A 23,049-nucleotide genomic window follows, 5' to 3' on the forward strand; every position below is an offset into this window, starting at 1 on the left:
GGGCCTCGACGCGTCTTCTCGGGCTCCCCTCGGGCTCGCAGGAGACCACAATGGATAGTCCGCGACCGGAAGAAGAATCACGAGAAACAATAAATCCCCAGGTCAACATGGATGTTGATCTGGGGACTGATTGTGCGCCGCCAGGGACTCGAACCCCGAACCCGCTGGTTAAGAGCCAGCTGCTCTGCCAGTTGAGCTAGCGGCGCTCGTCGGGATCTCTCCCGCTGACGGGAGAAAAGTTAGCACAGGGTGTCCGTGGAGCAGAAATCAGGGGGGTCCGCCCGCCCAGTTTGCCGGTCCCACTCCATCGTGTCGGGGTGGTCAGGCAGACTGTCAGGAGAGGTCGGAGCTTGGGCAGAACGGCAGGTCGGTATGGCCAGGGGTGGGCGCGCGCGAGCGTGGGCGAGTGTTGTCGGCGTGGCGGTGTTGGCGGTGTCGGCGTGTACGACGGCCGAGTCGACGCCCGCGGTCGGGGGTGGGAGTTCGACGGCGGCGAGCAGTAGTGGCGCGGCGCCGGAGGCGGCTCCGTTGGCGTTGGCGTTGACGCCCGCGGACAAGGCCGGTGAGGTGGCGCCGGGGGAGCCGGTTGCGGTCGCGGCGACCGGGGGGAAGCTCACCGACGTCAAGGTCACCGGGCAGGACGGCAAGGTGGTGGCGGGCGCGTTATCCGCGGACGGCGCCTCTTGGCGGTCCACCGAGGCACTGGGGTACGGCAAGACGTACACGACAGCGGCGACGGGGCAAGACAGCGCCGGTAAGACTGTCAGTTCCACTTCGACGTTCACCACGGCCAAGGCGAAGCGGCAGACAGCGCTGTCGATGAACCCGCTGGACGGGCAGAAGGTCGGTGTCGGCCAGCCGTTCGCGTTCTACTTCGACGTGGCGATCGCGGACAAGGCGGCCGTGGAGAAGGCGATCAAGGTCACCGCGACGCCCGCGACCGAGGGGGCGTTCTACTGGTTCAGCGACAAGGAGGTGCACTGGCGGCCCAAGGAGCACTGGAAGCCGGGCACCACCGTGGTGGTCGACGCCGCCGTCTACGGCAAGCACTTCGGCAACGGCCTCTACGGGCGTGAGGACCGCAAGGCCACTGTCACCATCGGCGACGCCGTGGTCGCGGTCGCCGACGGCGCCACCCACCAGATGACCGTCACCGTGAACGGCACGGTGGCCCGCACGATCCCGATCTCGCTGGGCAAGAAGGCCCACGAGACCCCGGTCGGCACCTACGTTGTGATGAGCGAGCACACGAACTACACCATGGACTCGTCCACCTACGGTGTCCCGGCCGACTCGCCCGCCGGGTACCGGACGAAGGTCGCGGTGGCCAGCCGGATGTCGAACAGCGGCATCTTCTACCACTCCGCGCCGTGGTCGGTGAAGGACCAAGGCGCGCGCAACGTCAGCCACGGCTGCATCAACATGTCCACCGAGAACGCCACCTGGTTGCAGAGCATCTCCAGCAAGGGCGATGTGATCGTCGTGCAGAACTCCGGCGGCCCGGTGCTCGAACCGTGGGACGGCCTGAGCGTGTGGCAGATCCCGTGGGAGACCTGGAAGGCGGGCGGCAAGCGGTAGTTCGGGTCAGCGCATGGTGACGCGGATCTCCTCCCGGCCGACGCTCACCACGTCGCCGGGGTGGACCTGCCTGCCGCGCCTGGTCTCCGGCTCACCGTTGACGGCCACTTCGTCGGCTTCCAGCAGGTCCTTGGCGTGCGCGCCGTCCTCGGCCAGGCCTGCCAGCTTGAGCAGTTGGCCGAGCCTGATCATGTCGTCCCGGATTTCGATGTCGCGCACCCGCCCATCATCCCCCTGGCCACGTGGGCGCCCCCACCCGGACTCGGCGGGGACGCCCACGCGCGGCTACAGGGCGCCGGTGTGCTGCTCGATCCACGCCTTGTGCGCCACCACGTCGCTGTAGATCGACGGGGCCTGCGCGCACTGCGAGCCGCCACCGGAGCGGCTGGTGGCGCCGATCAGCTCCCACACCCCGCCGACGGCCTTGATCTCCGGCCCGCCCGAGTCGCCGTAGCAGGCCCCGGCGCTGCCACCGGGGTTGTTCGTGCAGATCTCGATCGAGCCGGTGATCCCGCCGCACCGGCTGTCGGCCACGATCGAGGTGTCCAGCTGTTGCAGGGTCACCGGGGCCCCGCAGCCGCCCGGGGTCGCGCAGGTCTGGCCCCAGCCGATGATCCGCGTCGGTGTTCCCGCTGCCCCCGACGCGGCCGAGATCCGCACCGGCGCCTGCGTGACACTGCTGCTGAGCTGCACCAACGCGATGTCGTACGCGGTGCGGTAGTTGGGGTGGATGATGATGCGCGACGCGCGCGCCACCGTGCCGCCGCTGGTCCGGTTGGTCGTCCCGATCCGCGCCAGGACACCGCTCGGCGACTTGCCCTGGACGCAGTGGGCCGCGGTGACGACCCAGTCGGATTTGATCAGCGAGCCGCCGCAGAAGTGGCCGCCCGAGGTGTTCTGCAGGGACACCATGAAGCTGTAGGTCTGGGTGGCGTTGCCGCCGCCCACGATCATCGGCGCCATCGGCCCGTCCTCAGGCGCCGCCGTCGCCGCGGACGGTGCCGCGACCGCCGTCGCCACGGCGGCCACCAAGCCCACAAGCAGGGTGCGAACCTTCATTCGGATCTCTCCTTCCGCACCGGGGCCCTCGACCCGGTACCGAACGAAACGTAAGCACCCCCCATCCCGCCGAACACCCGTCGATCGGCGTCCCCAATTGCCAACAGCCACTGCCAGTTGCCAGTCGGCTTTCACCAGCGTCACGCCGCGGTGACGCCTGGGCGGGAAGACTCGGGTCATCCGAACAAGTCGTTCAGAGAAATGGAGGAGACAATGAGATCTCGCGCGCTTTACTCGATTCTTTTCGCGGGCACGGTGGTCGTGGGCGGGTTGGCGACAGGGGGTGCCGCATCCGCCGCCGCCACCTGCGTGATCGGACCCGGGGTCACGCAAACCAGCACCACGGTGACCGGTTCCGGTGCGAACGACACGATCGATTGCACCAACTCGGACCCCGGCAAGACGATCTACGGCAACGGTGGCAATGACACCATCACCGGCACCGCTTTCCACGACGTCATCCACGGCAACGATGGCAACGACACGCTTACCGGAGGAATCGGAAACGACACGTTGAGCGGCGGTTTGGGCGAGGACACCCTCAACGGCAGCGCGGGCAACGACTCGCTGACCGGCCCTGGCACCGACTTCGCGGTCGACACCCTCAGCGGCGGCACCGGCACCGACAAGTGCGGTGCCATCGGCATCCCGCCGGACATCCGCAGCAGCTGCGAGTCGTAGAACCGCAGGCCCGCGCACCGGAGACGCGGGCGCGCATCCCCCATATTTCACTCTTTCTGGTGAAATATGGGGCGACGTGTATCGATGGGGATTCCACTGATTTCGATCGCGGGTAGCGTGGGTTGCGGCAAAGCGCGGCAGCGAGGATGCTGGACTTCCGAGATCACTCCGCGGGCGGCCCTCGGCGCACTCATCTGCCGCCGCTTCTCGATAGTGGAAGAAAATCGGTGGCGAACATGTCTCACGCACCTGCGATCCACCTCGAACCGATGTCGTCGCGATCGTGAGCAACCTGGTTTCGACGGCGACACCGCTCCGGCAGGCCGTTCCGCGCGGTGGCACGGGCCTGCGGGTCTCGTTGCTCGGCGGGTTCCGGTTGCTCGCCGACGACCGGGTCTTGCCGGTCTCCGGCGGCACCGAGCGCCTGCTGGCTTTCGTGGCCCTGCACCACCAGGCCGCCGGTCGGTTGCTCGTGGCGGGCACTTTGTGGTCGGAGGTCTCGGAGGTCCGCGCGTACGCGACGTTGCGCTCGGCGCTGTCCCGGATGGACCCGGTCAGCCGCGAGACGTTGCGGGTCATGCCGTCGAGTCTGCGGTTGGCTCAGGGCGTGGGAGTCGACCTGCGCGACGCCCAAGCGCTCGCCCACCGGTTGATCGCCGCCCGGGCGCCAGCCGAGGCCGATCTCAGCGCGGGCGCCGTGGCCAGCCTGTCCCTGGAACTGTTGCCCCTCTGGTATGACGACTGGGTGTTGCGCGAGGCGGAGGACTGGCGGCAACTGCGCCTGCATGCCTTGGAGGCCCTCGCCGACGGCCTCACCGCCGCAGGCCGGTTCGCCGATGCCACCGCCGCCGCGGGCGCCGCCGTCCGCGCCGACCCCTTACGTGAGACAGCCCACTCCGGCCTCATCCGAGTCCATTTGGCCGAGGGAAACCAGTCCGAAGCCCTCCGCGCCTTCGCCCGCTTCAGCCACCTCCTCCACACCGACCTAGGCCTGACCCCCACCCCTCGCTGCCAAGCCCTGGTAGCCGACCTCCTCACCCCCCACCCCTAGCCCCCACCCACCCCAGCGGCTCCCCAACCCACTCCCGCTTGCCCCACACCTGGGGCCAGGTGCGGCGGATGGGGGACCTGCCGCCCTGGAGGTCATGCGTGCTGGGAGGGGGACTTGGCTGATGGGGCCGGTGGTGCCAACACCACACATCGGGCACGGCTGGTTCAGCCACCGCTCGCACCGTGGGGGGTTTGGGGGGGGGGCCCCCCCCCCCCCCCCCCCCCCCCCCCCCCCCCCCCCTCCCCCCCCCCCCCCCCCCCCCGCCCGCCCCCCCCCCCCCCCCCCCCCCCCCCCCCGAGCCGGGGTCACCGGCCCGGGAGCGAGCCGTCGGGGGACGAATGCCCGTCGGGGGACGAATGGTTGTTGTCCCTGGCGGGCAGGACGGCGATCTCGAACTCGCCGTGCTGGCTGACGCCGGTCATGACGGCCTGCGCGACCGCGACCTCGCCGCGGCTGCGGCGCACCATCAGCGGGTCGGAGCGCAGGTCCTTCATCAGCGCCACGACCAAGCCGATCATGATCACCACGAACGGCAGCGCGGCCACGATGGTGATCGTCTGCAACCCCGAGAGGGCATCCTCCCCGCCGACGATGAGCATGACCGCGGCGACCGCGCCCGTCGCCACGCCCCAGAAAATGACCACCGCCCGGCCGGGGTTGCCCGTGCCCCGCTCCGACAGGCAGCCCATCACTATCGACGCGGCATCGGCGCCGGAGACGAAGAAGATCGCGACCAGCACCATCACGAGCACGCTGGCCACGGTCGCCATCGGAAAGGCGTCCAGCGTGGAGAAGAGCTGCGCCTCAAGCCCCCCTGCGCCCGCGATGTCCGCGCCCGCGGCGCCGCCGCTCTCGCCGAACTTCTTCTGCAGGTCGATGGCGGTGCCGCCGAAGATACAGAACCAGAGCACGCTGACCACGCTGGGCACCAGCAGCACGCCCGCGACGAACTGGCGGATCGTGCGCCCGCGCGAGATGCGCGCGATGAACATGCCGACGAACGGCGTCCAGGACAGCCACCAAGCCCAGTAGAAGATGGTCCAACCGCTGAGCCAGGTCGCGGTCTCGGCTCCCTCGGCTCCGGTCCGCGCCGACATCATCGCCAGGTCCTGGAAGTAGCTGCCGATCGAGGTCGGCACCAGGTTGAGGATGAACACGGTGGGGCCGACGATGAACAGGAACAACGCCAAGAGCACCGCGAGCACCATGTTGGTGTTCGACAGCCATTGGATGCCCTTCGAGACCCCGGAAACCGCCGAGAGCACGAACGCCAGCGTCAGCACCGTGATGATGACGACGAGCGCCGCGTTGCCGACCTTCCCGATGCCCGCGACGAGTTCCAGTCCACTGCGGATCTGCAGGGCGCCGAGGCCGAGCGAGGTCGCGGAGCCGAACAGGGTCGCGAAGATCGCGAACATGTCGATCGCCTTGCCGCCGGGACCGGACGCGTGCCTGCCGAGCAGCGGCGTGAAGGCCGCGGAGATGAGCTGGACCCGGCCCTTGCGGTACACGCCGTAGGCGATGGCCAGTCCGACGACCGCGTAGATGGCCCACGGGTGCAGGGTCCAGTGGAACATCGTGGTCGCCATCGCGGTCTGGGCGGCGTAATCGACGCCTCCTGACCCGGGCGGCGGCGTGACGAAGTGGGTGACCGCCTCGCTGACGCCGTAGAACATCAGGCCGATGCCCATGCCCGCGCTGAACATCATCGCGATCCAGGACACGGTGCGGAACTCGGGTTTCTCGCCGTCCCGTCCCAGCGGGATGGCGCCGAAGCGGCTCACGGCCAACCAGAGCACGAACACGACGAACGCGCTCGCGGCCAGCACGAACAGCCAACCGGTGCTTGTCATCACCCAGGTCAACGCCGCGTTGGCGGCTTTGCCCAGGGACGCGGAACCGACCAGGCCCCAAGCGACGAAAGCGAGTGAGACCGCGGCGCTCACACCGAAAACCACTCGGTCGACGACGCGTCGGCCTCGGCGCTTCTCCTGGCGAGGGTGGTCGATGGTGGCGCGGGGGGCGTCGTTGCCCACGGGTAAGTCGTGCGCGTCGGGTTTCGTTGTCATGCGAAATGTCCCTTCGGATGAGTCCAACTTCCCGGGGAGCATCCGACTGTAAACCCGCGTTGTTCATAGCGCAACGGTTGTTCCATGAGCAACACGGTTGGTACGGTGACCAGGCGATCCAGCGTCGGAGAAGGTCGGCGACCCCTGGTGGCGCGCCCGCCGCCCTGGGGGCTCTCGAATGGGCGCGCCTCTTTGACCGACGTACGACCACATTCGTTCGCATTCGAACTACCGAGGCAGGTTAAAACCGTGTGTCCGATGTAAACAATGCGATTGGGGACGGCGTATGACTTGTGGGCGACTGTCTACTCTGACAACGGAAAGGCCAGCGCTCGACAAAGCGGGCGATGGCCGCGAGAGAGGACAGTCGCCGCGACAACCTCGCAGTGGTCGGTCAGGCGGGTTGGCAGGTGGGGCACCAGTAGTTGTTGCGGGTGGCCAGGGGCTCGGACCTGACCGGGGCGCCGCAGATCAGGCAGGGCTGACCGGTGCGTCGGTAGACGTAGACCTCGCCGCCGTGACGGTCCTGGCGCGGGGGGCGGCCGGTGGCGGACGGCAGGTGCTCGTCGCGGACGGTGTCTATTCGGCCCCGGCGGACACCCAGGCGCATCAGGGCGACCAGGTCGGGCCACATCTGGTCCCACTGGGCGCGGTCCAGGGAACGGCCGGGAGTCAAGGGGTGCACGCCGTGGCGGAACAGCAATTCGGCGCGGTAGACGTTGCCGACGCCCGACAGCACCGACTGGTCGAGCAGGAGCACCGCGATCGGCGTGCGGGAGCGGGAGATGCGGTCCCAGGCCCGGTCCGGGTCGGCGTCGCGGCGCAATGGATCTGGGCCGAGGCGGGCGCGCAGGGCGCTTACCTCAGCGCCGGTAAGGACCTCGCAGGCTGTCGGACCGCGGAGATCGCCCCAGTGGGTGCGGCCCACTATCCGCATCCGGACAGCGCCTACCGGGGTCGCCGCCGGGAGCGGCGCATCATCGAACGTGCCGTAGAGGCCGAGGTGGATGTGCACGACCCTGTCCGGGTCGTAGACGTGGAACAGGTGCTTGCCGTGCGCTTCCGCGCGGCGCAGCACCTGACCATCCACAAGGGAGGCACCGGCGGCGAACCGGCCCTGGGGGCTGGACACCTCGACCGGGGCGCCCGCGAACCGGCGCTGGTGCAGCCGCGCCAGCCGGTGCAGGGTGTGGCCCTCCGGCATCAGGCGGTGGGCAGGGCGGGGGGCTCCCCGGTCCGCTCGAACTCGGTGAGCTGGCCGATCCGCCGGGCGTGGCGGGGGTTGCCGGAGAACGGGGTGGCCAGGAACGCGTCCACGATCGCGGTCGCCTCCTCGACGGAGTGCATCCGGGCGCCGACGCCGATCACCTGGGCGTCGTTGTGCTCGCGGCACAGCTTGGCGATCTCCACGCTCCACGCGAGCGCCGCGCGGCAGCCGGTCACCTTGTTCGCCGCGATCTGCTCGCCGTTGCCCGAGCCGCCGATCACCACGCCGAGGCTGCCCTCGTCGGCCACCACCCGCAGCGCGGTCTCCACGCAGAACGGCGGGTAGTCGTCCAGCGCGTCGTAGACGTGCGGGCCGACGTCCACGACGTCGTGGCCCTCGGCGGCGAGGTGGTCGGCGAGGTGGGCCTTCAACTCGAAGCCCGCGTGGTCGGAACCCAGGTAGACGCGCACGACGGGCAGTGTGCCATCCCCTCACCCGTTCGGCCCAAACGGGCGCGGCAGGCGTGGTCTGGGTAACACGGCGGTGTCGATCACCGACGGCGTCGGCATGGACGGCGAGCGATGACGGGCCCGGTGGCGGGCGTGGACGGCGTGCCGGGCGGCTGGGTGATCGCGGTCGTGCGGCCGGACGGCGCGGTGGACTGGCGGACCGCGGCGAACGCGGAATCGGTGCTGGCGCGGACCCGGGACTGCGTCGCGGTGGGCGTGGACATCCCGATGGGGCTGTCCGACCGGCACATCCGCGACTGCGACCGGGTGGCGCGGCTGCGGCTGGGCAACGCCCGCTCGTCGGTGTTCTTCGCGCCCGTGCGGGCCGTGCTCGACGCGACCAGCCACGCGCACGCGACCGCGATCAGCCGGGCGGTGACCGGCTCCGGGATCAGCGTCCAACTCTGGAGCATCCTGGACAAGATCAAAGACTGGGACGCCCACGACGGCGGCGAGCGGGTGGTCGAGGTGCACCCCGAGGTGAGTTTCCGCGCGCTGGCCCCGGACGTGGCGTTCACCTCCAAGAAGACCGCCCTCGGCCTCGGGCAGCGCATCGCCGCCCTGCTGCCCTTCGTCGACGCCGCCCGCGCGCTGACCACCGCGCCCGCCCGAGCGGGCGCCGACGACGCCCTGGACGCGCTCGTGGCCGCCTGGTCGGCGCGGCGCTGGTCGACGCGGCAGGCGGAAATCATCGGCGGCGAACCCGACCCGGTCACCAAACGCCCCATGCGGGTGATTGTTTGACTGGCGTATTCCCGCCGAAATACCGAGCACCCGGATGGCCGGAAACCGCGCTTTTTGACGAAATACTTTCGCCGCGAACTCCTGTGACACCACTCACCGGGCCATGGAAGCTGATTATCGTGTAGAACCGGGCGATGACGTGGATCGAACTCGACACCGGGGTGTTCGCCCGCCGCCACACCGAACTGGACCAGACCCTGGGCCTCGTCGTCGGCGACGACCAGTGCCTGGTCGTCGACACCGGCACCGACGAGCACCACGGCGCGCAGTGGGCGGCGGCGATCAGGGAGATCACCGCGCTACCCTGGACAGTGGTGATCACCCACGCGCACTGGGACCACTTCCTGGGCGCCACCGCATTCGGCGAGGCCCCGATCTGGGCGCACCCCGGCTGCCGCGCCGCGATGGAGTCGAGCGCGGCGGAACAGACCAAGGTCTGGGCGGAAAAGTACCGCGAATCAGGACGCGATGATCTCGCTGACCGGCTGTTGCGAGCCCGGGTCGTGCTTCCCGACCACGAAGTCACGGGGGCGACGGAAATAGACCTTGGAGGGCGGGTGGTGACACTTCTGCACCCTGGTCGCGGGCACACCGATCACGACGTGGTCGTGCATGTGCCGGACGCGGGAGTGGTGTTCGCGGGGGACACGGTTGAGCAGGGGGCGCCGCCGTCGATCGGGGCGGACAGTTTTCCGCTGGAATGGCCTGGGGCTTTGGACGTGCTGCTGGACCTGGGGCCGAGGACCGTGGTGCCTGGGCATGGGGAGCCGGTGGATGCTGGGTTTGTGCGGGGGCAGCGGGCGGAGTTGGCGACTGTGGCGAGCCTTTGGGATGGGGTGCGTAGCGGGAGTCTGACGGTTGAGGAGGCTGTGGCGCATTCTCCTTATCCGGAGGCTGCTACTCGGCCTGCGTTGGAGCGTGGGGTCTGAGGGGTTCTCTGGGCTGGGTTGGTGGGGTTGCTCGATGGGGTGGAGTGGTTTCTTTGGGGCCCCTACGAAGGAAGATCCCGTCGTGGGAAAGACGGGTGGGGAGCCTTCGGCCCCACGACCACGGCGAGTTTAGGGATCTTCCTTCACCCCCAAAGAAACCACTCCACCCCATCGAGCACTGGGCGAGCCTGGGTGCGGCCTGGTTTGGGGGCGGGTTCGCTGCTCTACCCCATCGAGCACCTGGCAGGGCCGGGTCCGGCTTCGTGGGTGGGGGCGGGTCGCTGGTCCACCCGCCGAGCACCTGGCAGGGCCCGGTGGCGGTTGGCGCCAGGGGGGCTTGGCGGAAAGGCGGGCTGGCGGGCCTGCCCACGCAAAGGTCACTCGACCACCCCAGCCACGTCCGCGACAGCTCTTGTTTTGCCGCCCCACAGCCCCACAACAAAGCCCCACCCACCCTGGGGGCTGACCCCGCTCCAGTCTATCGCCGCAGGTCAGCGCGGGGAAGGAGTGCGCCGCGCCTGTGGATAACTCGCCGGGGCGAGTGGGGCGACACGCCGGGGGGTGGGGATGTTTTGGCCCGGAAGGGTGACGTTTCGGGGGGTGTGTGAGGGTCAGCGTTGGATGGACTTGACTTCGGTGAACTCCTCCAGGCCGAAGCGGCCCAGTTCTCGGCCGTTGCCGGATTGTTTGTAGCCGCCGAAGGGGGCCAGGGGGTTGAAGGCGCCGCCGTTGATGTCGATTTGGCCGGTGCGTAGGCGTTTCGCCACGGAGAGGGCTCGGGCTGGGTCGGCTGCGAAGACGGCGCCTGAGAGGCCGTAGATGGTGGAGTTGGCGATTTCCACGGCTTCGTCCTCGTCGGTGTACGGGAGGATGGTGAGGACGGGGCCGAAGATTTCCTCTTGGGCTATGCGCATGTTGGGGCGAACGTTGGCGAAGATCGTGGGCGGGACGTATGCGCCGCGGTCGGGGAGAGAGTCAGTGGCGCCGCCGTGGGCGAGGGTGGCGCCTTCGGCGACGCCGACCTTGAGGTAGTCCAGGACGCGGTCGCGTTGGGACTGGGAGGACATGGGGCCTATGCGGGTGGCGGGGTCCAAGGGGTCGCCGACGGTGTACTTCGCGGCAGCGGCGGCGGCCAGTTCGACAGCCTGGTCGTGCAGGGCGGCGGGGACGAGCATGCGGGTCCACGCGGTGCAGGTTTGGCCGCCGTTGATGAAGGTGTTGGCCAAGCCGATCTTGACGGCGCGGGCCAGGTCGGCGTCGTCGAGGATCACGTTGGCCGACTTGCCGCCCAGCTCAAGGGCGACGCGCTTGACGGTCTCCGCCGCGACGGCCGAGACGCGTTTGCCGGCGTTGGTGGAGCCGGTGAAGGAGACCATGTCGATGCCGGGGTGCGCCGAGATGGCCTCGCCGACGACCGGGCCGGTGCCGTGCACCAGGTTCACCACGCCGTCGGGCACTCCCGCCTCGGCGAGGATCTCCAGGAACAGGTTCGCGTTGAGGGGGGCGACCTCGCTGGGCTTGAGCACCACCGTGTTGCCCGCCGCGAGCGCCGGGGCGACCTTGGCCACGATCTGGTGCAGCGGGTAGTTCCACGGGGTGATGGCGCCCACGACGCCGACCGGCTCCCGGACGACGAGGGAGTTGCCGATCTCCTCGGTGAACGAGAACCCGTTGTCGATCAGGTCCGCGATGGCGGCGGACGTGACCGCGGGGACGCTCGCCTGCACCTTGGTGGCGAAGGCCAGCGGAGCACCCATCTCGGCCGTGATCGTCGCCGCCAGCTCGTCGCGGCGGGCGGCGAGGCCCGCGGAGACGCGGCGCACGACCGCCGCCCGCTCGACCGGGTCGAGGGCCGACCAGGGGAGCCAGGCCCGCTGGGCGGCGGCCACGGCCGCGTCCACGTCGGCGGCGGTGCCCGCCGGGACGCTGGCGATGACCTCTTCGGTGGCGGGGTTGACCACCTCGATCCGGTCAGTCGCCGTGTCGATCAGCTCGCCGCCGATGACGTGGCCCGCGCGGGTGGTGACGGGAGCGGCCATTGATCCTCCAACAAGCGGGGTGGGGCAGCGGGAAACGGGGCCCGCGGGCCAGCGTGGCATACCTAACGCGCGGGACGCACGACCGGGAACGTCACACGCCGCGGGCGCCCGCTCCCCTGCTCAGGTGAAGTTCAGCTCGCCGGTGCGGCTGCGCTTGAGTTCGAAGAAGTCCGGGTAGCCCGCCAGCAGGCGCGCGCCGTCGAACACCTTGAGCGCGTCGTCGCCCTTGGGGATGGAGGTGAGGACCGGGCCGAAGAACGCGACCCCGTCGATGTGGATGGTCGGGGTGCCGACCTCGTCGCCGACCGGGTCCATGCCCTCGTGGTGGGACTTGCGCAGCGCGTCGTCGTACTCGGCGCTGGTGGCGGCCTCGATCAGCTCGGCCGGGAGGCCGACCTCGGCGAGCGCGGCCTTGACCACCTCGATGCGGTCGTCGCGCCCCTCGTTGTGGAAGCGGGTGCCCATCGCGGTGTAGAGATCGCGCAGCACCTCGTCGCCGTGCGCCTGCGCGGCGGCGATGAGGACCCGGACCGGCCCCCAGCCCGCCGCCAGCAGCTCGCGGTAGGACTCCGGGAGCTCGTCGCGGTTCTCGTTGAGCACCGACAGGCTCATCACCCGAAAGCGCAGATCGATGTCGCGGTGCTTCTCGACCTCGATGATCCACCGGGAGGCGATCCAGGCGAACGGGCAGATCGGGTCGAAGTAGAAGTCGACCTTGGTCCGGGTCGCGGGCACTTCTCGCACTGCGGTCATGGACTCTCTCCCAAAATTTTGATCTTCGGCTGAGGATTTGTCACGTCCTGCGCGGATCTTCACCCACTCGGCGGGCAGCCAGTCCCCCCGCGACGCTGCAACGTCATCCCCGCGGCAAAGCTTCCCGAGCCTCCTCGCCACCGGCGTTAGGTAGGTCGTGATTGGATGCGATTGTCAGTTCCGAAGTTGTCCTCCAGTTCCCCAGCCCTTTACCCACCGACGAGTCCGCCGAGGTGTTCCGTGGCCGCGCCCAACCTGACCCGAGACCAAGCCCAGCAGCGCGCCGCGCTGGTGGAGGTGGAGTCGTACTCCATCGAGCTGGACCTCACCGATGGCGTCGGCCAGCCCGGTGAGAGCACGTTCTCCTCCCGCACGACAGTGCGCTTCACCAGCCGGGAGGTAGGCGCGTCCACCTTCATCGACCTAGTCGCGAGCGCGGTGCTGACGGCCGAGCTGAACGGCGTCGCGCTGGACGTGTCCGCCTACACCCAGGAGGGCGGTCTCCCGCTCACCGACCTGGCCGAGCACAACGTCCTGACCGTGGTCGCGACCTGCGACTACATGAACACCGGCGAGGGCCTGCACCGCTTCGTCGACCCGGTGGACAAGAGCGTCTACCTGTACACGCAGTTCGAGACGGCCGACGCCAAGCGTATGTTCGCCTGCTTCGACCAGCCCGACCTCAAGGGCACCTACGCGATCACCGTGATCGCCCCGCGGAGCTGGAAGGTCATCTCCAACGCCGCCGTGGCGGCCGTGACCGACGTCCGCGGCGGCGTCGACGGCGCGGCCCGGCACGAGTTCGAGACCACCAAGCCCATGTCGACGTACCTGGTCGCGCTGGTCGCGGGCCCGTACGCGCAGTGGACCGACGAGTACGCCGACGAGCACGGCACGATCCCGCTGGGCATCTACTGCCGCGCGTCGCTGGCCGAGCACATGGACGCCGACCGGCTGTTCACCGAGACCAAGCAGGGCTTCGCGTTCTTCCACGACAACTTCGGCGTGGCCTACCCGTTCGGGAAGTACGACCAGTGCTTCGTGCCGGAGTTCAACGCGGGCGCCATGGAGAACGCGGGCTGCGTCACCTTCCTGGAGGACTACGTCTTCCGCAGCCGGGTGACCCGCTACGCCTACGAGCGACGCTGCGAGACGGTGCTGCACGAGATGGCGCACATGTGGTTCGGCGACCTGGTCACCATGCGCTGGTGGGACGACCTGTGGCTCAACGAGTCGTTCGCGACCTTCGCCAGCGTCCTGGCCCAGGCCACCGCCACCGAGTACGAGCACGCCTGGACCAGCTTCGCCAACATCGAGAAGTCCTGGGCGTACCGGCAGGACCAGCTGCCCTCGACGCACCCGGTGGCCGCCGACATCCCCGACGTGCAGGCGGTCGAGGTCAACTTCGACGGCATCACCTACGCCAAGGGCGCGAGCGTGCTCAAGCAGCTCGTGGCCTACGTCGGGCTGGACAACTTCCTGTCCGGCCTGCGGGTCTACTTCGGCAAGCACGCCTGGGGCAACGCGACCCTGGCCGACCTGCTCGGCGCGCTGGAGGAGGCGTCGGGCCGCGACCTGTCCTGGTGGAGCGCGCAGTGGCTGGAGACCACCGGCCTGAACTCGCTGCGCGCCCGGTTCGCCCTGGACGACGCGGGCCGGTTCAGCGAGTTCGCGGTGCTGCAGGGCGGCGCGAAGCCGGGCAAGGGCGAGCTGCGCACGCACCGGGTCGCGATCGGCGTCTACGACGACGCCGAGGGCAAGCTGGTCCGCACGCACCGCGTGGAGATCGACGTCGACGGCGAGCGCACCGAGGTGCCCGAGCTGGTCGGCGTGCCGGGCGGCAAGCTCGTGCTGGTCAACGACGACGACCTGACCTACTGCACGATGCGGCTCGACCCGGGCTCGCTGACCACGCTGATCGACCGGATCGGCGACATCACCGAGCCGCTGCCGCGCACCCTGTGCTGGTCAGCGGCCTGGGAGATGACCCGCGAGGCCGAGCTCAAGGCGCGCGACTTCGTCACCCTGGTCTGCCACGGCCTGGCCGCCGAGACCGAGGTCGGCGTCGTGCAGCGACTGCTGCTGCAGGCCCAGACCGCGCTCGGCTCGTACGCCGACCCGGGGTGGGCTCCGACCGGCTGGGGCGTCTTCACCGACCGCATCCTGGAGCTGGCCAGCGCCGCCGAACCGGGCTCGGACCACCAGCTCGCGTTCGTCAACTCGCTGTCCGGCTCGGTGCTGGACGAGGCGAAGCTGGCCACGCTGCGCGGCTGGCTCGACGGGTCGGCGCCGCTGCCGGGCCTGGTCGTCGACACCGACCTGCGCTGGCGGCTGCTGCACGCCCTGGTCGCGCACGGCGTCGCGGGCGAGGACGAGATCAACGCCGAGCTCAAGACCGACTCCACGGCCGCGGGCCACCGACAGGCCGAGCGGGCCCGCTCCCTGCGTCCCACCGAAGCCGACAAGGCCGAGGCGTGGCGGCGCGCGGTGCACGACGACGCGCTGCCCAACGCGGTGAACGAGGCCATCATCAACGGCTTCTCCCACCCCGCCCAGCGCGAGCTGCTCGCCCCGTACGCCGCCCGCTACTTCGCCGACGTGGCCGACGTGTGGGCGCGGCGCTCCAGCGAGCGCGCGCAGTCGGTCGCGCTTGGCCTGTTCCCGGCCTGGGCGGTCGCCCAGAGCACGGTGGCCGCCGCGGACGAGTGGCTGGCGGGCGAGCACCCGCCCGCGCTGCGCAGGCTGGTGTCGGAGGGCCGGGCGGGCATCGTCCGCGCCCTGGCGGCCCGGGAGTTCGACGGCTCCTGACCCCCGAAATGTGAAAGTGCCCCCGCCGGGTCGGCGGGGGCACTTTTCTTGAGCCCCTACTGAGGGCTACCGTCCAGTAGACAACGGTGATCGACGGCGCGTTCGGAGCAGCGGACCCGCTGCCGTTCGGCGAACCGGCCGTAGCCTGTTCGGATTAATTCACATCGGCGAACGGACTATCCCGGCGGGTTCAGCGCCGGTGCGCTTCGCCTGCCTGGTCGCTGAGCATCCGCAGCGCGCTGACGAGCCCGCCGATCAGGTCGCCCTCCTTGAACGAGGCGACCATGCTCATCACCGCGAGGTTGCAGCCGCGGTCGGGCAGGCGGCGCGCGGCCTCCGCGCCCGTCACGATCTCCACCTTGCGCTGGCCGGGCGACACCGCGATCAGCACCGACTCGGCCGAGGCCGCGCCGATGCCCGCGTGCAGCTCCTCCGCGCGGTCACGGGTGTCCTCGCCGAGGTCGCCGAGGTAGACGCTGAACCCGAGGCCGGTGGCCCGCGACGACAGCGTCAGGGCCTCGTCGAGCCTGGTCAGCTGGACCGTGGTGAACGGCAGCCCGGCGGGCGCTGGCGTCTTCTGCTTGGCCACCGAGATCCGGCCGCTGGCCGTGACCGCGGCGCCGTAGCCGTGCTCGGGATCCTCGACGGTCGGGTCGGCGTCGGCCCGAATCACCTCACCAGCCACCGCGGGCTCCTCCCTTGGCCGTGCGCCGGGGCGCCGGGTCGTCCTGCGCGGGAGCGACAGCGGCATGGCCAGCCCCCAGTCCGGCGGGATTCGCCGTCCACCAGACCGGCGGGTGCTCCCACTCCTGTCCGGGGCGGTAGCGCGGGCTCTTGGCGAACCTCTCACGCAGTGTCAGTAGGGCGATCACACCGTAGATGGCCAGCGGGATCGCCGCGAAGACGAGAATGGTCTCGACGGGCGTCACAGGCGATACGGTAACCGACGAGCCCACACCCACAGCGGCGGCTCCCACCGCGCGAAGCCCCTGGCAGCGACGTCGCGAGCCATGATCGCGCTTCGTGAGCGGTTGGTGCTCTCCTGGTAAGCCGCATCGGCCGACTGACGTCCGCGGTCGTAGCTCGTTGGGCCTATCACCAGGGGGCGAACGGCCTCAACTGCGCACGTCGGAGCCCTTCCAGCAGGTTGACGTCTTGTCGGTTACGCATCAGGGTCATAGCTTTCACCTGTACGGCCCTTGCGAAGTCGACCTTCCGCTCATTTGATGCGCAACCGCCCTCAGGAGGCCACTCCATGTACACCATTGCTTCCCTCGACGCGGCAATGATCATCACCCATATGGACGACCAGACGCAAGGCCGGTGTGAGTTTCGGCGCGCCTGCGTCACCCCTGGGGCGTGGACTATCACCCAAGGGACCCGAGTCACGGGACACGATCGTGGCACGCGAGTCACTGTCAGCACCACCGCCACCCTGACTAACCGGGGGACGAGGGTGACGGCGCAGGAACGGGGAACCCGAGTGACGGCGGACGAGCGCGGCACCCGCGTCACCAGGGGAACCCGAGTGACCGCCGAAGACCGCGGAACCCGGGTCACGGCCGACTCGCGAGGCACCCGAGTGACCAGGGGAACCCGGGTCACGGCCGAGGACCGCGGAACCCGCGTCACCCGCGGCACCAGGGTCACCGCAGAAGAACGGGGCACCAGGGTCACCCGGGGAACGCGGGTGACCGCCCAGTGCGGCACCCGAGTGACCAGGGGAACCCGCGTCACCGCCGAGGACCGCGGCACCCGGGTCACGGCGGACGAGCGCGGCACCCGCGTGACTCGCGGAACGCGCGTCACCGCCCAGGAACGCGGAACCCGGGTCACCCGAGGAACGCGCGTCACCGCCGACGAGCGCGGCACCAGGGTCACGCGGGGAACTCGGGTCACCGCCCAGGAGCGGGGAACCCGCGTCACTCGCGGAACGCGCGTCACCGCGGCCGAGCGCGGCACCCGCGTGACCCGTGGAACCCGGGTCACTTCCCAGTGCGGCACCCGCGTCACCGCTCAGGACCGGGGCACCCGGGTCACCCGGGGAACCAGGGTCACCGCCCAGCAGCGGGGCACCCGCGTCACCGCCGACCAACGCGGCACCCGCGTGACCCGAGGAACGCGAGTCACCTCGCGGCACGACGGCCGAGGCACGCGCGTCACCGCGAGCGAGCGCGGCACCCGCGTGACTCGCGGAACGCGAGTGACCGCCGAGCACCGCGGCACCCGGGTCACCCGCGACAACCGAGTCATCTCGCGCGAGCGCGGCACCCGCGTCACCGCCCAGGACCGCGGCACCCGGGTCACCTGTGGAACCCGCGTCACCGCTCAGCACCGCGGCACCCGGGTCACCGCCCACGAGCGCGGCACCCGCGTCACTCGCGGGACCAGGGTCACCCGGGGCACTCGCGTCACCTGCGCCTAGGCCGCTGGTTCGCCGAGGTACGGAAGCCATAACGGGTCAGCGTCGACCACTCCCGCCAGCAGCCGCCAGTGCGGCCCGCGAGGCGCGGTGGGCACGACCCGCAGCCGCCAGCCCAGCTCGGAGAGCAGTTTGTCCGCCTTGCGGTGGTTGCACTTGGCGCAGCACGCGACGCAGTTCTGCCAGGTGTGCTGGCCGCCCCGGCTGCGTGGGACCACGTGGTCGATAGTCTCCGCCCGACCCCCGCAGTACGCGCAGCGGTAGCGGTCGCGGTGCATCAGCCCGGCCCTCGTCAGCGGCACGCGGCCCCGGTACGGGACCCGCACGTAGCTGCTGAGCCGGATCACCGACGGAATCACCACGCTCGACGTCGCCGAGTGCACGACCATCCCGGCGGGATCGCCGTGGACGACCTCAGCCTTCCCGCACACCACCAGCACGACGGCGCGGCGCAGCGAGAGCGCGGTCAGCGGCTCGAAGGTGGTGTTGAGCAGCAGCACCCTGCGTCTGCCCCAGGACGACACCGGGGGCGGCGGCTTGGGCGCGGGAGCGCAGCTCGGCGCGGCTCGGGCGGGCGCGGCAGTCGGGCCCGGTTCCGGGCACAGCGCTGTCCGCGGCGCGGGCCCCATGGGCGCGCCGAAGCGGGTCGGTTGTCGGTCTGGCACTCGACCACCTCCACCAGTGCTGCTTAAGTCGACCACAACTGAGGCCCTGAGTGCACGTGTGATCTGTGACGTGTCCCGGATCACCCCGCTAATTCAGGGTGAACTTGTCCCGTCCGGCCCAACCTCGACCCGGTCGGGGGGCGTGGCTATCGTCGGCGCCGATGACTCCGACACTTCCCTTCACGATGGAACCGCCCGCCTGCATCACCGAGGACGGATCGTGGTGCGCGGAGGTGTGGCGGCTCACGAACAACGAGTGGCTGGCCGCCTCGGCGGGCTGGCTCGTGGCCAAGCCGCTCAAGATCCTGCTCATCGTCGTGGTCGCGGTCGCGATCCGGCTGCTGGCGCGCAGGCTGATCGAGCGCCTGACCGCGGGCAACGGCGCGGCGGACGCCGCGGGCGAGGACGGCGGCAGAAAGCCGACGCTGCTGAGACCGTTCAAGGAGCGCGCGCCGCAGGCGCTGGGCTCCATCCTGTCCGAGCGGCGCACGCAGCGGGCGAAGACCATCGGGTCGGTGCTCAAGTCGATGGTGACATTCATCGTCTACGGCCTGGCGTTCATCCTGGTCCTGGGCGAGCTGGGGCTGAACCTGGGGCCGATCATCGCCTCGGCGGGCATCGTCGGCGTGGCGCTGGGCTTCGGGGCGCAGAACCTGGTGAAGGACTTCCTGTCCGGCATCTTCATGATGCTGGAGGACCAGTACGGGGTCGGCGACGTGGTCGACGTCGGCGAGGCCAGCGGCACCATCGAGGCCGTCGGGCTGCGGGTCACCACGCTGCGCGACGTCAACGGCACCGTCTGGTACGTGCGCAACGGCGAGATCCTGCGGGTCGGGAACTCCAGCCAGGGCTTCGCGGTGGCCGTGGTCGACCTGCCGGTCGGCTACAGCGTCGACGTCGACGCGGTCACCGAGCTGCTGGACCGGGTGGCCACCGAGGTCACCGGCGAGGAGCCGTTCGCCAGCGACGTGATCGAGCCGCCGGAGATCCTGGGCGTGGAGAAGGTGACCCCGGAGAGCATCACAGTCCGGATGACGGTCAAGGTCCGCCCCGGCAGGCAGTGGGCGGTGCAGCGGGCGCTGCGCGCGCGGGCGATGGGCGCGATCGAGGAGGCGGGCATCCAGCCGCCGATGGGCCGACTGTTCCCCCCGTCCCCCGCCTAACGGGACGTAAGCGAGGATGGAGACGTGGCCACTCCCGAGAACTTCTACGACGCCGTCGGCGGCGAGGAGACGTTCCGCCGGATCGTCTCCCGGTTCTACGCCGAGGTAGCCAAGGACGACGTGCTCCTGCCGCTCTACCCCGAGCCCGACCTCGGGCCAGCCGAGGAGCGGCTGCGGCTGTTCCTCATGCAGTACTGGGGCGGCCCGCACACCTACTCCGACCAGCGTGGACACCCGCGCCTGCGGATGCGCCACCAACCGTTCACTATCGGCCCGCTGCAACGCGACGCGTGGCTGCGCTGCATGCGGATCGCGGTGGACGAAGCGGGGCTGTCCGAAAAGCACCGCGCCCAGCTGTGGCAGTACCTGGAGATGGCGGCGAACGGAATGCTCAACAGCTGGATCTGACGCTGGGCGAGAGCGCGGCCCAGTTCAAGATCACAGCCCAGTGACGCGGACTTCGGGGAGTCCAACAACGGCGAATGGCAGGATCAACCATCGTGCGACGAACCGCCGACCCCCGACAAGATGGCGCTCCCGCGCCGCCGTGGTGGCATGACGCGGTCTTCTACCAGGTCTACGTCCGCTCGTTCGCCGACTCCGATGGCGACGGGGTCGGCGACCTGGAAGGCGTCCGCTCCCGCCTCGGCTACCTGGAGCTGCTGGGCGTGGACGCCCTGTGGCTGACCCCGTTCTACCAGTCGCCGATGGCCGACCACGGCTACGACGTCGCGAACCCGCGAGACGTCGACCCGCTTTTCGGCGACCTGGCCGCGTTCGACCGGCTCGTGGCCGACGCGCACGCCCACGGCATCAAGGTCACCGTCGACCTGGTGCCCAACCACAGCAGCGACCAGCACGAGTGGTTCCAGGCCGCACTGCGCGCGGGCCCGGGCAGCCGGGAACGCGACCGGTACTTCTTCCGCGACGGCCTAGGCCCCGACGGCGCCATCCCGCCGAACAACTGGACGAGCATCTTCGGCGGCCCGGCGTGGACCCGCGTGCCGGACGGGCAGTGGTACCTGCACCTGTTCGCCCCCGAGCAGCCGGACCTGAACCTGGAGGACGCCGAGGTCCGCGCGGACCTGGTCGCCACGCTGCGGTTCTGGCTCGACCGGGGCGTCGACGGCTTCCGCATCGACGTCGCGCACGGCATGGCCAAGGCCCCCGGGCTGCCGGACATGGACCCGGCGCTGATCGAAGTGCATGGGGCCCAGTCGCACCCGGCCGACGACCCCCGGTTCGACAACGAGGGCGTGCACGAGATCCACCGCATGATCCGCAAGGTCGTCGACAAGTACCCGGGCACGATCGCCGTCGGCGAGATCTGGGTGGACACCGACGAGCGGTTCGCCCGCTACGTGCGCCCGGACGAACTCCACCTGGGCTTCAACTTCAAGCTGGTCGACGCCGACTTCGACGCCGACACGGTGCGCCGGGCCATCGACCACTCACTGGCCGCGGTCGCCGGTTCGCCCGCCCCGCCGACCTGGACCCTGTCCAACCACGACGTCCCCCGCCACGTCACCCGCTACGGCGGCGGCGACCTGGGCGTGCGCCGGGCCAGGGCGATGGCGCTGGTGCTGCTCGCGCTGCCCGGCGTGACGTACCTGTACAACGGCGAGGAACTGGGCCTGCCCGACGTCGACCTGCCCGACTGGGCTCTGCAAGACCCGATGTGGGAACGCTCCGGGCACACCGAACGCGGCCGCGACGGCGCCCGGGTGCCGGTGCCGTGGGAAGGCGAGACGCCCCCGTTCGGCTTCTCGTCGTCAGCCGGGACGTGGCTGCCGGTGCCGCACGAGTGGGCGCCGCTGACGGTCGAGGCGCAGTTGGAGGACCCGGCGTCGATGCTGTCGCTCTACCGGCACGCGCTGGAGCTGCGCAAGACGATCGAGGCGTTCGACGGCACCGAACTGGAGTGGTACGGCGCGCCGCCCGGCTGCTTCGCGTTCCGCCGCAAGGGCGGCGGCCTGATCTGCGCGCTGAACACCTCCGGCGCGCCGGTGCCGCTGCCGCCCGGCGACATCCTGCTGGCCAGCGGGCCCATGGACACCGACTACCTGCCGCCGGAGACCTCCGTCTGGCTGGTCTGACCGGGTCTCAGACCAGCAGGGGGAGCAGAGCGTGCCTGCGCCGCACTACCGCGCCGTAGCGGGCGTCGAGGCGCAGCCACGCGTCGGTGGCGGTCACCCTGATGTGCTCGTCGGCGCCGCCGGTCAGGAAACCCATGCCGGACAGCGCGAACAGACAGCGCAATGGGACCTTGATCTCCAGGCCGTCACCGCTGACGGTTAGCACTGTCTGGTCCAGGAGAGACGCGGGCGGGGTGCCTTGCGGGCCGACGTTCTCCTTGGCCACCGCCAGGCCCTTGTCGGCGAGGTCGGAAACCATGCTCGCGGGCACACGGTCCACAATCTGCCAGTGCTTGGTCGGGGGCAGCGCCGAGCGCCACATCATGTCGCGGGGGGCGCCCGGGTCGAGCCGATCGCCCCGCACCACCGCGAGGGCGGCGAGAAGCTCACTGCCGGAGACGGTCGTGTCGCCCGGCTCGATGACGCCCCGCGCGGTCCGGGTGGCCAGGACGTCGAACGGCGTGGCGACCCAGGCGTCGATCAGGCCGCCCTCCCGGCCGCGCAACCGGACAACGGCCTGCTGATCGAGCCGCACCGCCCGGGCGACGAACGCGCCGAGGTCGTCGCGCTCGGACGGGTCGTCGAAGACCAGTTCAGGCACCGTTGCCCCCATTGTGCCAGGCGGCGAGAAAGTCGCGTTCGACGTCGGTGATCCGCCGCGGTTTGCCGGTGGCCAGGTCATACGGGGCGAGCGTGGTGGACGCCGTCACCGCGACCGGGTCGTCCTCCGACGGCCCACTGTGCACCCGGTAGTCGAGAACGAAGTAGGCGGCGCGGATCTCCCGCACCCCCATGACAATGCGCAGCGAGCGCCCGTTGGCGAACAACGGCGCCCGGTAGTCGACGGCGAGCTTGGCGACCACCACCCCACGGGCCAGGTTCTCCGCGCCGCGCAGGGCGGCTTCGTGGAACAACAGGTCGACCCGGGCCTCTTCCAGGAGAGTCACCGTGTTCGCGTGGTTGACGTGCCCATAGGGGTCCATGTCGGACCACCGCGGCCGCACCTCGGCGACGAACACACCCAACGGAGCCCCTCCCACACGCGGATTCGCTTAGACGCCAACCCTAGCGCCGAACCAACCCGCCCCCGCCGACTGGTTGCCCTGGGTGCACGCCCCCCTGGAAAGGGCATCCGCGGCAACCCGCAACGCCCGACTCCGGCTCTTCTCCGCCGCCCCACAGCCCCACAACAAAGCCCCACCCACCCTGGGGGCTGACCCCGCTCCAGTCTATCGCG

At 70.2% G+C, this 23,049-nt stretch carries 22 protein-coding genes and 1 tRNA gene; 10 read left to right on the forward strand and 13 right to left on the reverse strand.

The window, feature by feature from the left end; all coding sequences use genetic code 11:
* Positions 1–133 precede the first annotated feature (133 nt).
* Positions 134–206: transfer RNA gene (locus ACZ6SD_RS20430), tRNA-Lys, on the reverse strand.
* A gap of 166 nt (positions 207–372) precedes the next feature.
* On the opposite strand from ACZ6SD_RS20430, the gene ACZ6SD_RS20435 reads away from it, so the two are divergent.
* Positions 373–1,578 carry a L,D-transpeptidase gene (locus ACZ6SD_RS20435; protein WP_465318534.1) on the forward strand — a complete coding sequence of 402 codons (1,206 nt, stop codon included), beginning with the start codon at positions 373–375 and terminating at the stop codon, positions 1,576–1,578.
* A gap of 6 nt (positions 1,579–1,584) precedes the next feature.
* On the opposite strand, the gene ACZ6SD_RS20440 is transcribed toward ACZ6SD_RS20435, so the two are convergent.
* Both ACZ6SD_RS20440 and ACZ6SD_RS20445 read right to left on the reverse strand, forming a co-directional pair.
* A complete protein-coding gene (locus ACZ6SD_RS20440; protein ID WP_465318535.1) occupies positions 1,585–1,797 on the reverse strand; it encodes an RNA-binding S4 domain-containing protein in 213 nt (70 codons plus the stop codon).
* Positions 1,798–1,863: 66 nt separating this feature from the next.
* The gene (locus tag ACZ6SD_RS20445; RefSeq protein ID WP_465318536.1) at positions 1,864–2,637 is read right to left on the reverse strand and encodes a S1 family peptidase; all 774 of its coding nucleotides are present in this window, start codon (positions 2,635–2,637) and stop codon (positions 1,864–1,866) included.
* Between the two features lie 261 nt (positions 2,638–2,898).
* Between ACZ6SD_RS20445 and ACZ6SD_RS20450 the strand changes: the two genes are divergently transcribed.
* Together ACZ6SD_RS20450 and ACZ6SD_RS20455 are read left to right on the forward strand one after the other, a co-directional pair.
* Complete coding sequence (locus ACZ6SD_RS20450; RefSeq protein ID WP_465318537.1) at positions 2,899–3,318, forward strand: calcium-binding protein; 420 nt, start codon at positions 2,899–2,901, stop codon at positions 3,316–3,318.
* A gap of 283 nt (positions 3,319–3,601) precedes the next feature.
* Entirely contained in the window at positions 3,602–4,369 is a 768-nt protein-coding gene (locus tag ACZ6SD_RS20455; RefSeq protein ID WP_465318538.1) for an AfsR/SARP family transcriptional regulator, read from the forward strand.
* 305 nt (positions 4,370–4,674) lie between these two features.
* On the opposite strand, the gene ACZ6SD_RS20460 is transcribed toward ACZ6SD_RS20455, so the two are convergent.
* From ACZ6SD_RS20460 to ACZ6SD_RS20470, 3 genes are all read right to left on the reverse strand, one after another.
* Positions 4,675–6,438 carry a BCCT family transporter gene (locus ACZ6SD_RS20460; RefSeq protein WP_465318539.1) on the reverse strand — a complete coding sequence of 588 codons (1,764 nt, stop codon included), beginning with the start codon at positions 6,436–6,438 and terminating at the stop codon, positions 4,675–4,677.
* A 394-nt stretch (positions 6,439–6,832) separates the two neighbouring features.
* On the reverse strand, positions 6,833–7,642 hold the full coding sequence (locus ACZ6SD_RS20465) for an Fpg/Nei family DNA glycosylase (RefSeq protein ID WP_465318540.1): 810 nt from the start codon (positions 7,640–7,642) through the stop codon (positions 6,833–6,835).
* A complete protein-coding gene (locus tag ACZ6SD_RS20470) occupies positions 7,642–8,115 on the reverse strand; it encodes a ribose-5-phosphate isomerase (protein ID WP_465318541.1) in 474 nt (157 codons plus the stop codon). Before ACZ6SD_RS20470 ends, ACZ6SD_RS20465 begins: the two co-directional genes overlap by 1 nt.
* Positions 8,116–8,226: 111 nt before the next feature.
* Here ACZ6SD_RS20470 and ACZ6SD_RS20475 point away from each other — a divergent pair, with 111 nt between their 5' ends.
* Positions 8,227–8,898 carry a DUF429 domain-containing protein gene (locus ACZ6SD_RS20475; protein WP_465318542.1) on the forward strand — a complete coding sequence of 224 codons (672 nt, stop codon included), beginning with the start codon at positions 8,227–8,229 and terminating at the stop codon, positions 8,896–8,898.
* Between the two features lie 134 nt (positions 8,899–9,032).
* Entirely contained in the window at positions 9,033–9,827 is a 795-nt protein-coding gene (locus ACZ6SD_RS20480) for an MBL fold metallo-hydrolase (RefSeq protein ID WP_465318543.1), read from the forward strand.
* A gap of 611 nt (positions 9,828–10,438) precedes the next feature.
* On the opposite strand, the gene ACZ6SD_RS20485 is transcribed toward ACZ6SD_RS20480, so the two are convergent.
* A complete protein-coding gene (locus ACZ6SD_RS20485) occupies positions 10,439–11,866 on the reverse strand; it encodes an aldehyde dehydrogenase family protein (RefSeq protein ID WP_465318544.1) in 1,428 nt (475 codons plus the stop codon).
* Positions 11,867–11,986: 120 nt separating this feature from the next.
* The gene (locus ACZ6SD_RS20490; RefSeq protein ID WP_465318545.1) at positions 11,987–12,619 is read right to left on the reverse strand and encodes a DsbA family oxidoreductase; all 633 of its coding nucleotides are present in this window, start codon (positions 12,617–12,619) and stop codon (positions 11,987–11,989) included.
* Between the two features lie 240 nt (positions 12,620–12,859).
* Here ACZ6SD_RS20490 and pepN point away from each other — a divergent pair, with 240 nt between their 5' ends.
* Positions 12,860–15,427: an aminopeptidase N gene (gene pepN / locus ACZ6SD_RS20495; RefSeq protein ID WP_465318546.1), complete on the forward strand. Its 2,568-nt coding sequence runs from the start codon at positions 12,860–12,862 to the stop codon at positions 15,425–15,427.
* A 190-nt stretch (positions 15,428–15,617) separates the two neighbouring features.
* On the opposite strand, the gene ACZ6SD_RS20500 is transcribed toward pepN, so the two are convergent.
* Both ACZ6SD_RS20500 and ctaJ read right to left on the reverse strand, forming a co-directional pair.
* A complete protein-coding gene (locus ACZ6SD_RS20500) occupies positions 15,618–16,112 on the reverse strand; it encodes a DUF5130 family protein (RefSeq protein ID WP_465318547.1) in 495 nt (164 codons plus the stop codon).
* Complete coding sequence (ctaJ, locus tag ACZ6SD_RS20505; RefSeq protein WP_465318548.1) at positions 16,102–16,356, reverse strand: aa3-type cytochrome oxidase subunit CtaJ; 255 nt, start codon at positions 16,354–16,356, stop codon at positions 16,102–16,104. The genes ACZ6SD_RS20500 and ctaJ overlap by 11 nt, the downstream gene beginning before the upstream one ends.
* A gap of 554 nt (positions 16,357–16,910) precedes the next feature.
* Between ctaJ and ACZ6SD_RS20510 the strand changes: the two genes are divergently transcribed.
* A complete protein-coding gene (locus ACZ6SD_RS20510; RefSeq protein ID WP_465318549.1) occupies positions 16,911–17,852 on the forward strand; it encodes a hypothetical protein in 942 nt (313 codons plus the stop codon).
* On the opposite strand, the gene ACZ6SD_RS20515 is transcribed toward ACZ6SD_RS20510, so the two are convergent.
* Positions 17,849–18,514, reverse strand: coding sequence for an HNH endonuclease (locus ACZ6SD_RS20515; protein ID WP_465318550.1), 666 nt, complete (start codon positions 18,512–18,514; stop codon positions 17,849–17,851). The two genes, ACZ6SD_RS20510 and ACZ6SD_RS20515, sit on opposite strands and share 4 nt — an antisense overlap.
* 161 nt (positions 18,515–18,675) lie before the next feature.
* Between ACZ6SD_RS20515 and ACZ6SD_RS20520 the strand changes: the two genes are divergently transcribed.
* The 3 genes from ACZ6SD_RS20520 to ACZ6SD_RS20530 all read left to right on the forward strand — a co-directional run bounded on the left by ACZ6SD_RS20520 (position 18,676) and on the right by ACZ6SD_RS20530 (position 21,773).
* Positions 18,676–19,677: a mechanosensitive ion channel family protein gene (locus ACZ6SD_RS20520; protein WP_465318551.1), complete on the forward strand. Its 1,002-nt coding sequence runs from the start codon at positions 18,676–18,678 to the stop codon at positions 19,675–19,677.
* Positions 19,678–19,701: 24 nt separating this feature from the next.
* Entirely contained in the window at positions 19,702–20,085 is a 384-nt protein-coding gene (locus tag ACZ6SD_RS20525) for a globin (protein ID WP_465318552.1), read from the forward strand.
* 92 nt (positions 20,086–20,177) lie between these two features.
* Positions 20,178–21,773, forward strand: a complete 1,596-nt coding sequence (locus ACZ6SD_RS20530) for a glycoside hydrolase family 13 protein (protein ID WP_465318553.1) — start codon at positions 20,178–20,180, stop codon at positions 21,771–21,773.
* Between the two features lie 7 nt (positions 21,774–21,780).
* Here the strand turns inward: ACZ6SD_RS20530 and ACZ6SD_RS20535 are convergent, their stop codons facing one another.
* Both ACZ6SD_RS20535 and ACZ6SD_RS20540 read right to left on the reverse strand, forming a co-directional pair.
* Positions 21,781–22,413 (reverse strand): DUF8010 domain-containing protein, encoded by a 633-nt coding sequence (locus tag ACZ6SD_RS20535; protein WP_465318554.1) that lies wholly within the window; start codon positions 22,411–22,413, stop codon positions 21,781–21,783.
* Positions 22,406–22,837, reverse strand: a complete 432-nt coding sequence (locus ACZ6SD_RS20540; RefSeq protein ID WP_465318555.1) for an acyl-CoA thioesterase — start codon at positions 22,835–22,837, stop codon at positions 22,406–22,408. Before ACZ6SD_RS20540 ends, ACZ6SD_RS20535 begins: the two co-directional genes overlap by 8 nt.
* Between the last annotated feature and the right edge of the window lie 212 nt (positions 22,838–23,049).

The organism is Actinokineospora sp. NPDC051303, from assembly GCF_055586285.1.

Excerpts from the sequence above, each read along its gene's own strand:
- ACZ6SD_RS20435 (WP_465318534.1), top strand. The coding sequence starts at position 373 with ATGGCCAGGGGTGGGCGCGCGCGAGCGTGGGCGAGTGTTGTCGGCGTG.
- ACZ6SD_RS20445 (WP_465318536.1), bottom strand. The coding sequence starts at position 2,637 with ATGAAGGTTCGCACCCTGCTTGTGGGCTTGGTGGCCGCCGTGGCGACG.
- ACZ6SD_RS20460 (WP_465318539.1), bottom strand. The coding sequence starts at position 6,438 with ATGACAACGAAACCCGACGCGCACGACTTACCCGTGGGCAACGACGCC.
- ACZ6SD_RS20465 (WP_465318540.1), bottom strand. The coding sequence starts at position 7,642 with ATGCCGGAGGGCCACACCCTGCACCGGCTGGCGCGGCTGCACCAGCGC.
- ACZ6SD_RS20475 (WP_465318542.1), top strand. The coding sequence starts at position 8,227 with ATGACGGGCCCGGTGGCGGGCGTGGACGGCGTGCCGGGCGGCTGGGTG.
- ACZ6SD_RS20480 (WP_465318543.1), top strand. The coding sequence starts at position 9,033 with ATGACGTGGATCGAACTCGACACCGGGGTGTTCGCCCGCCGCCACACC.
- ACZ6SD_RS20485 (WP_465318544.1), bottom strand. The coding sequence starts at position 11,866 with ATGGCCGCTCCCGTCACCACCCGCGCGGGCCACGTCATCGGCGGCGAG.
- ACZ6SD_RS20490 (WP_465318545.1), bottom strand. The coding sequence starts at position 12,619 with ATGACCGCAGTGCGAGAAGTGCCCGCGACCCGGACCAAGGTCGACTTC.
- ACZ6SD_RS20520 (WP_465318551.1), top strand. The coding sequence starts at position 18,676 with ATGACTCCGACACTTCCCTTCACGATGGAACCGCCCGCCTGCATCACC.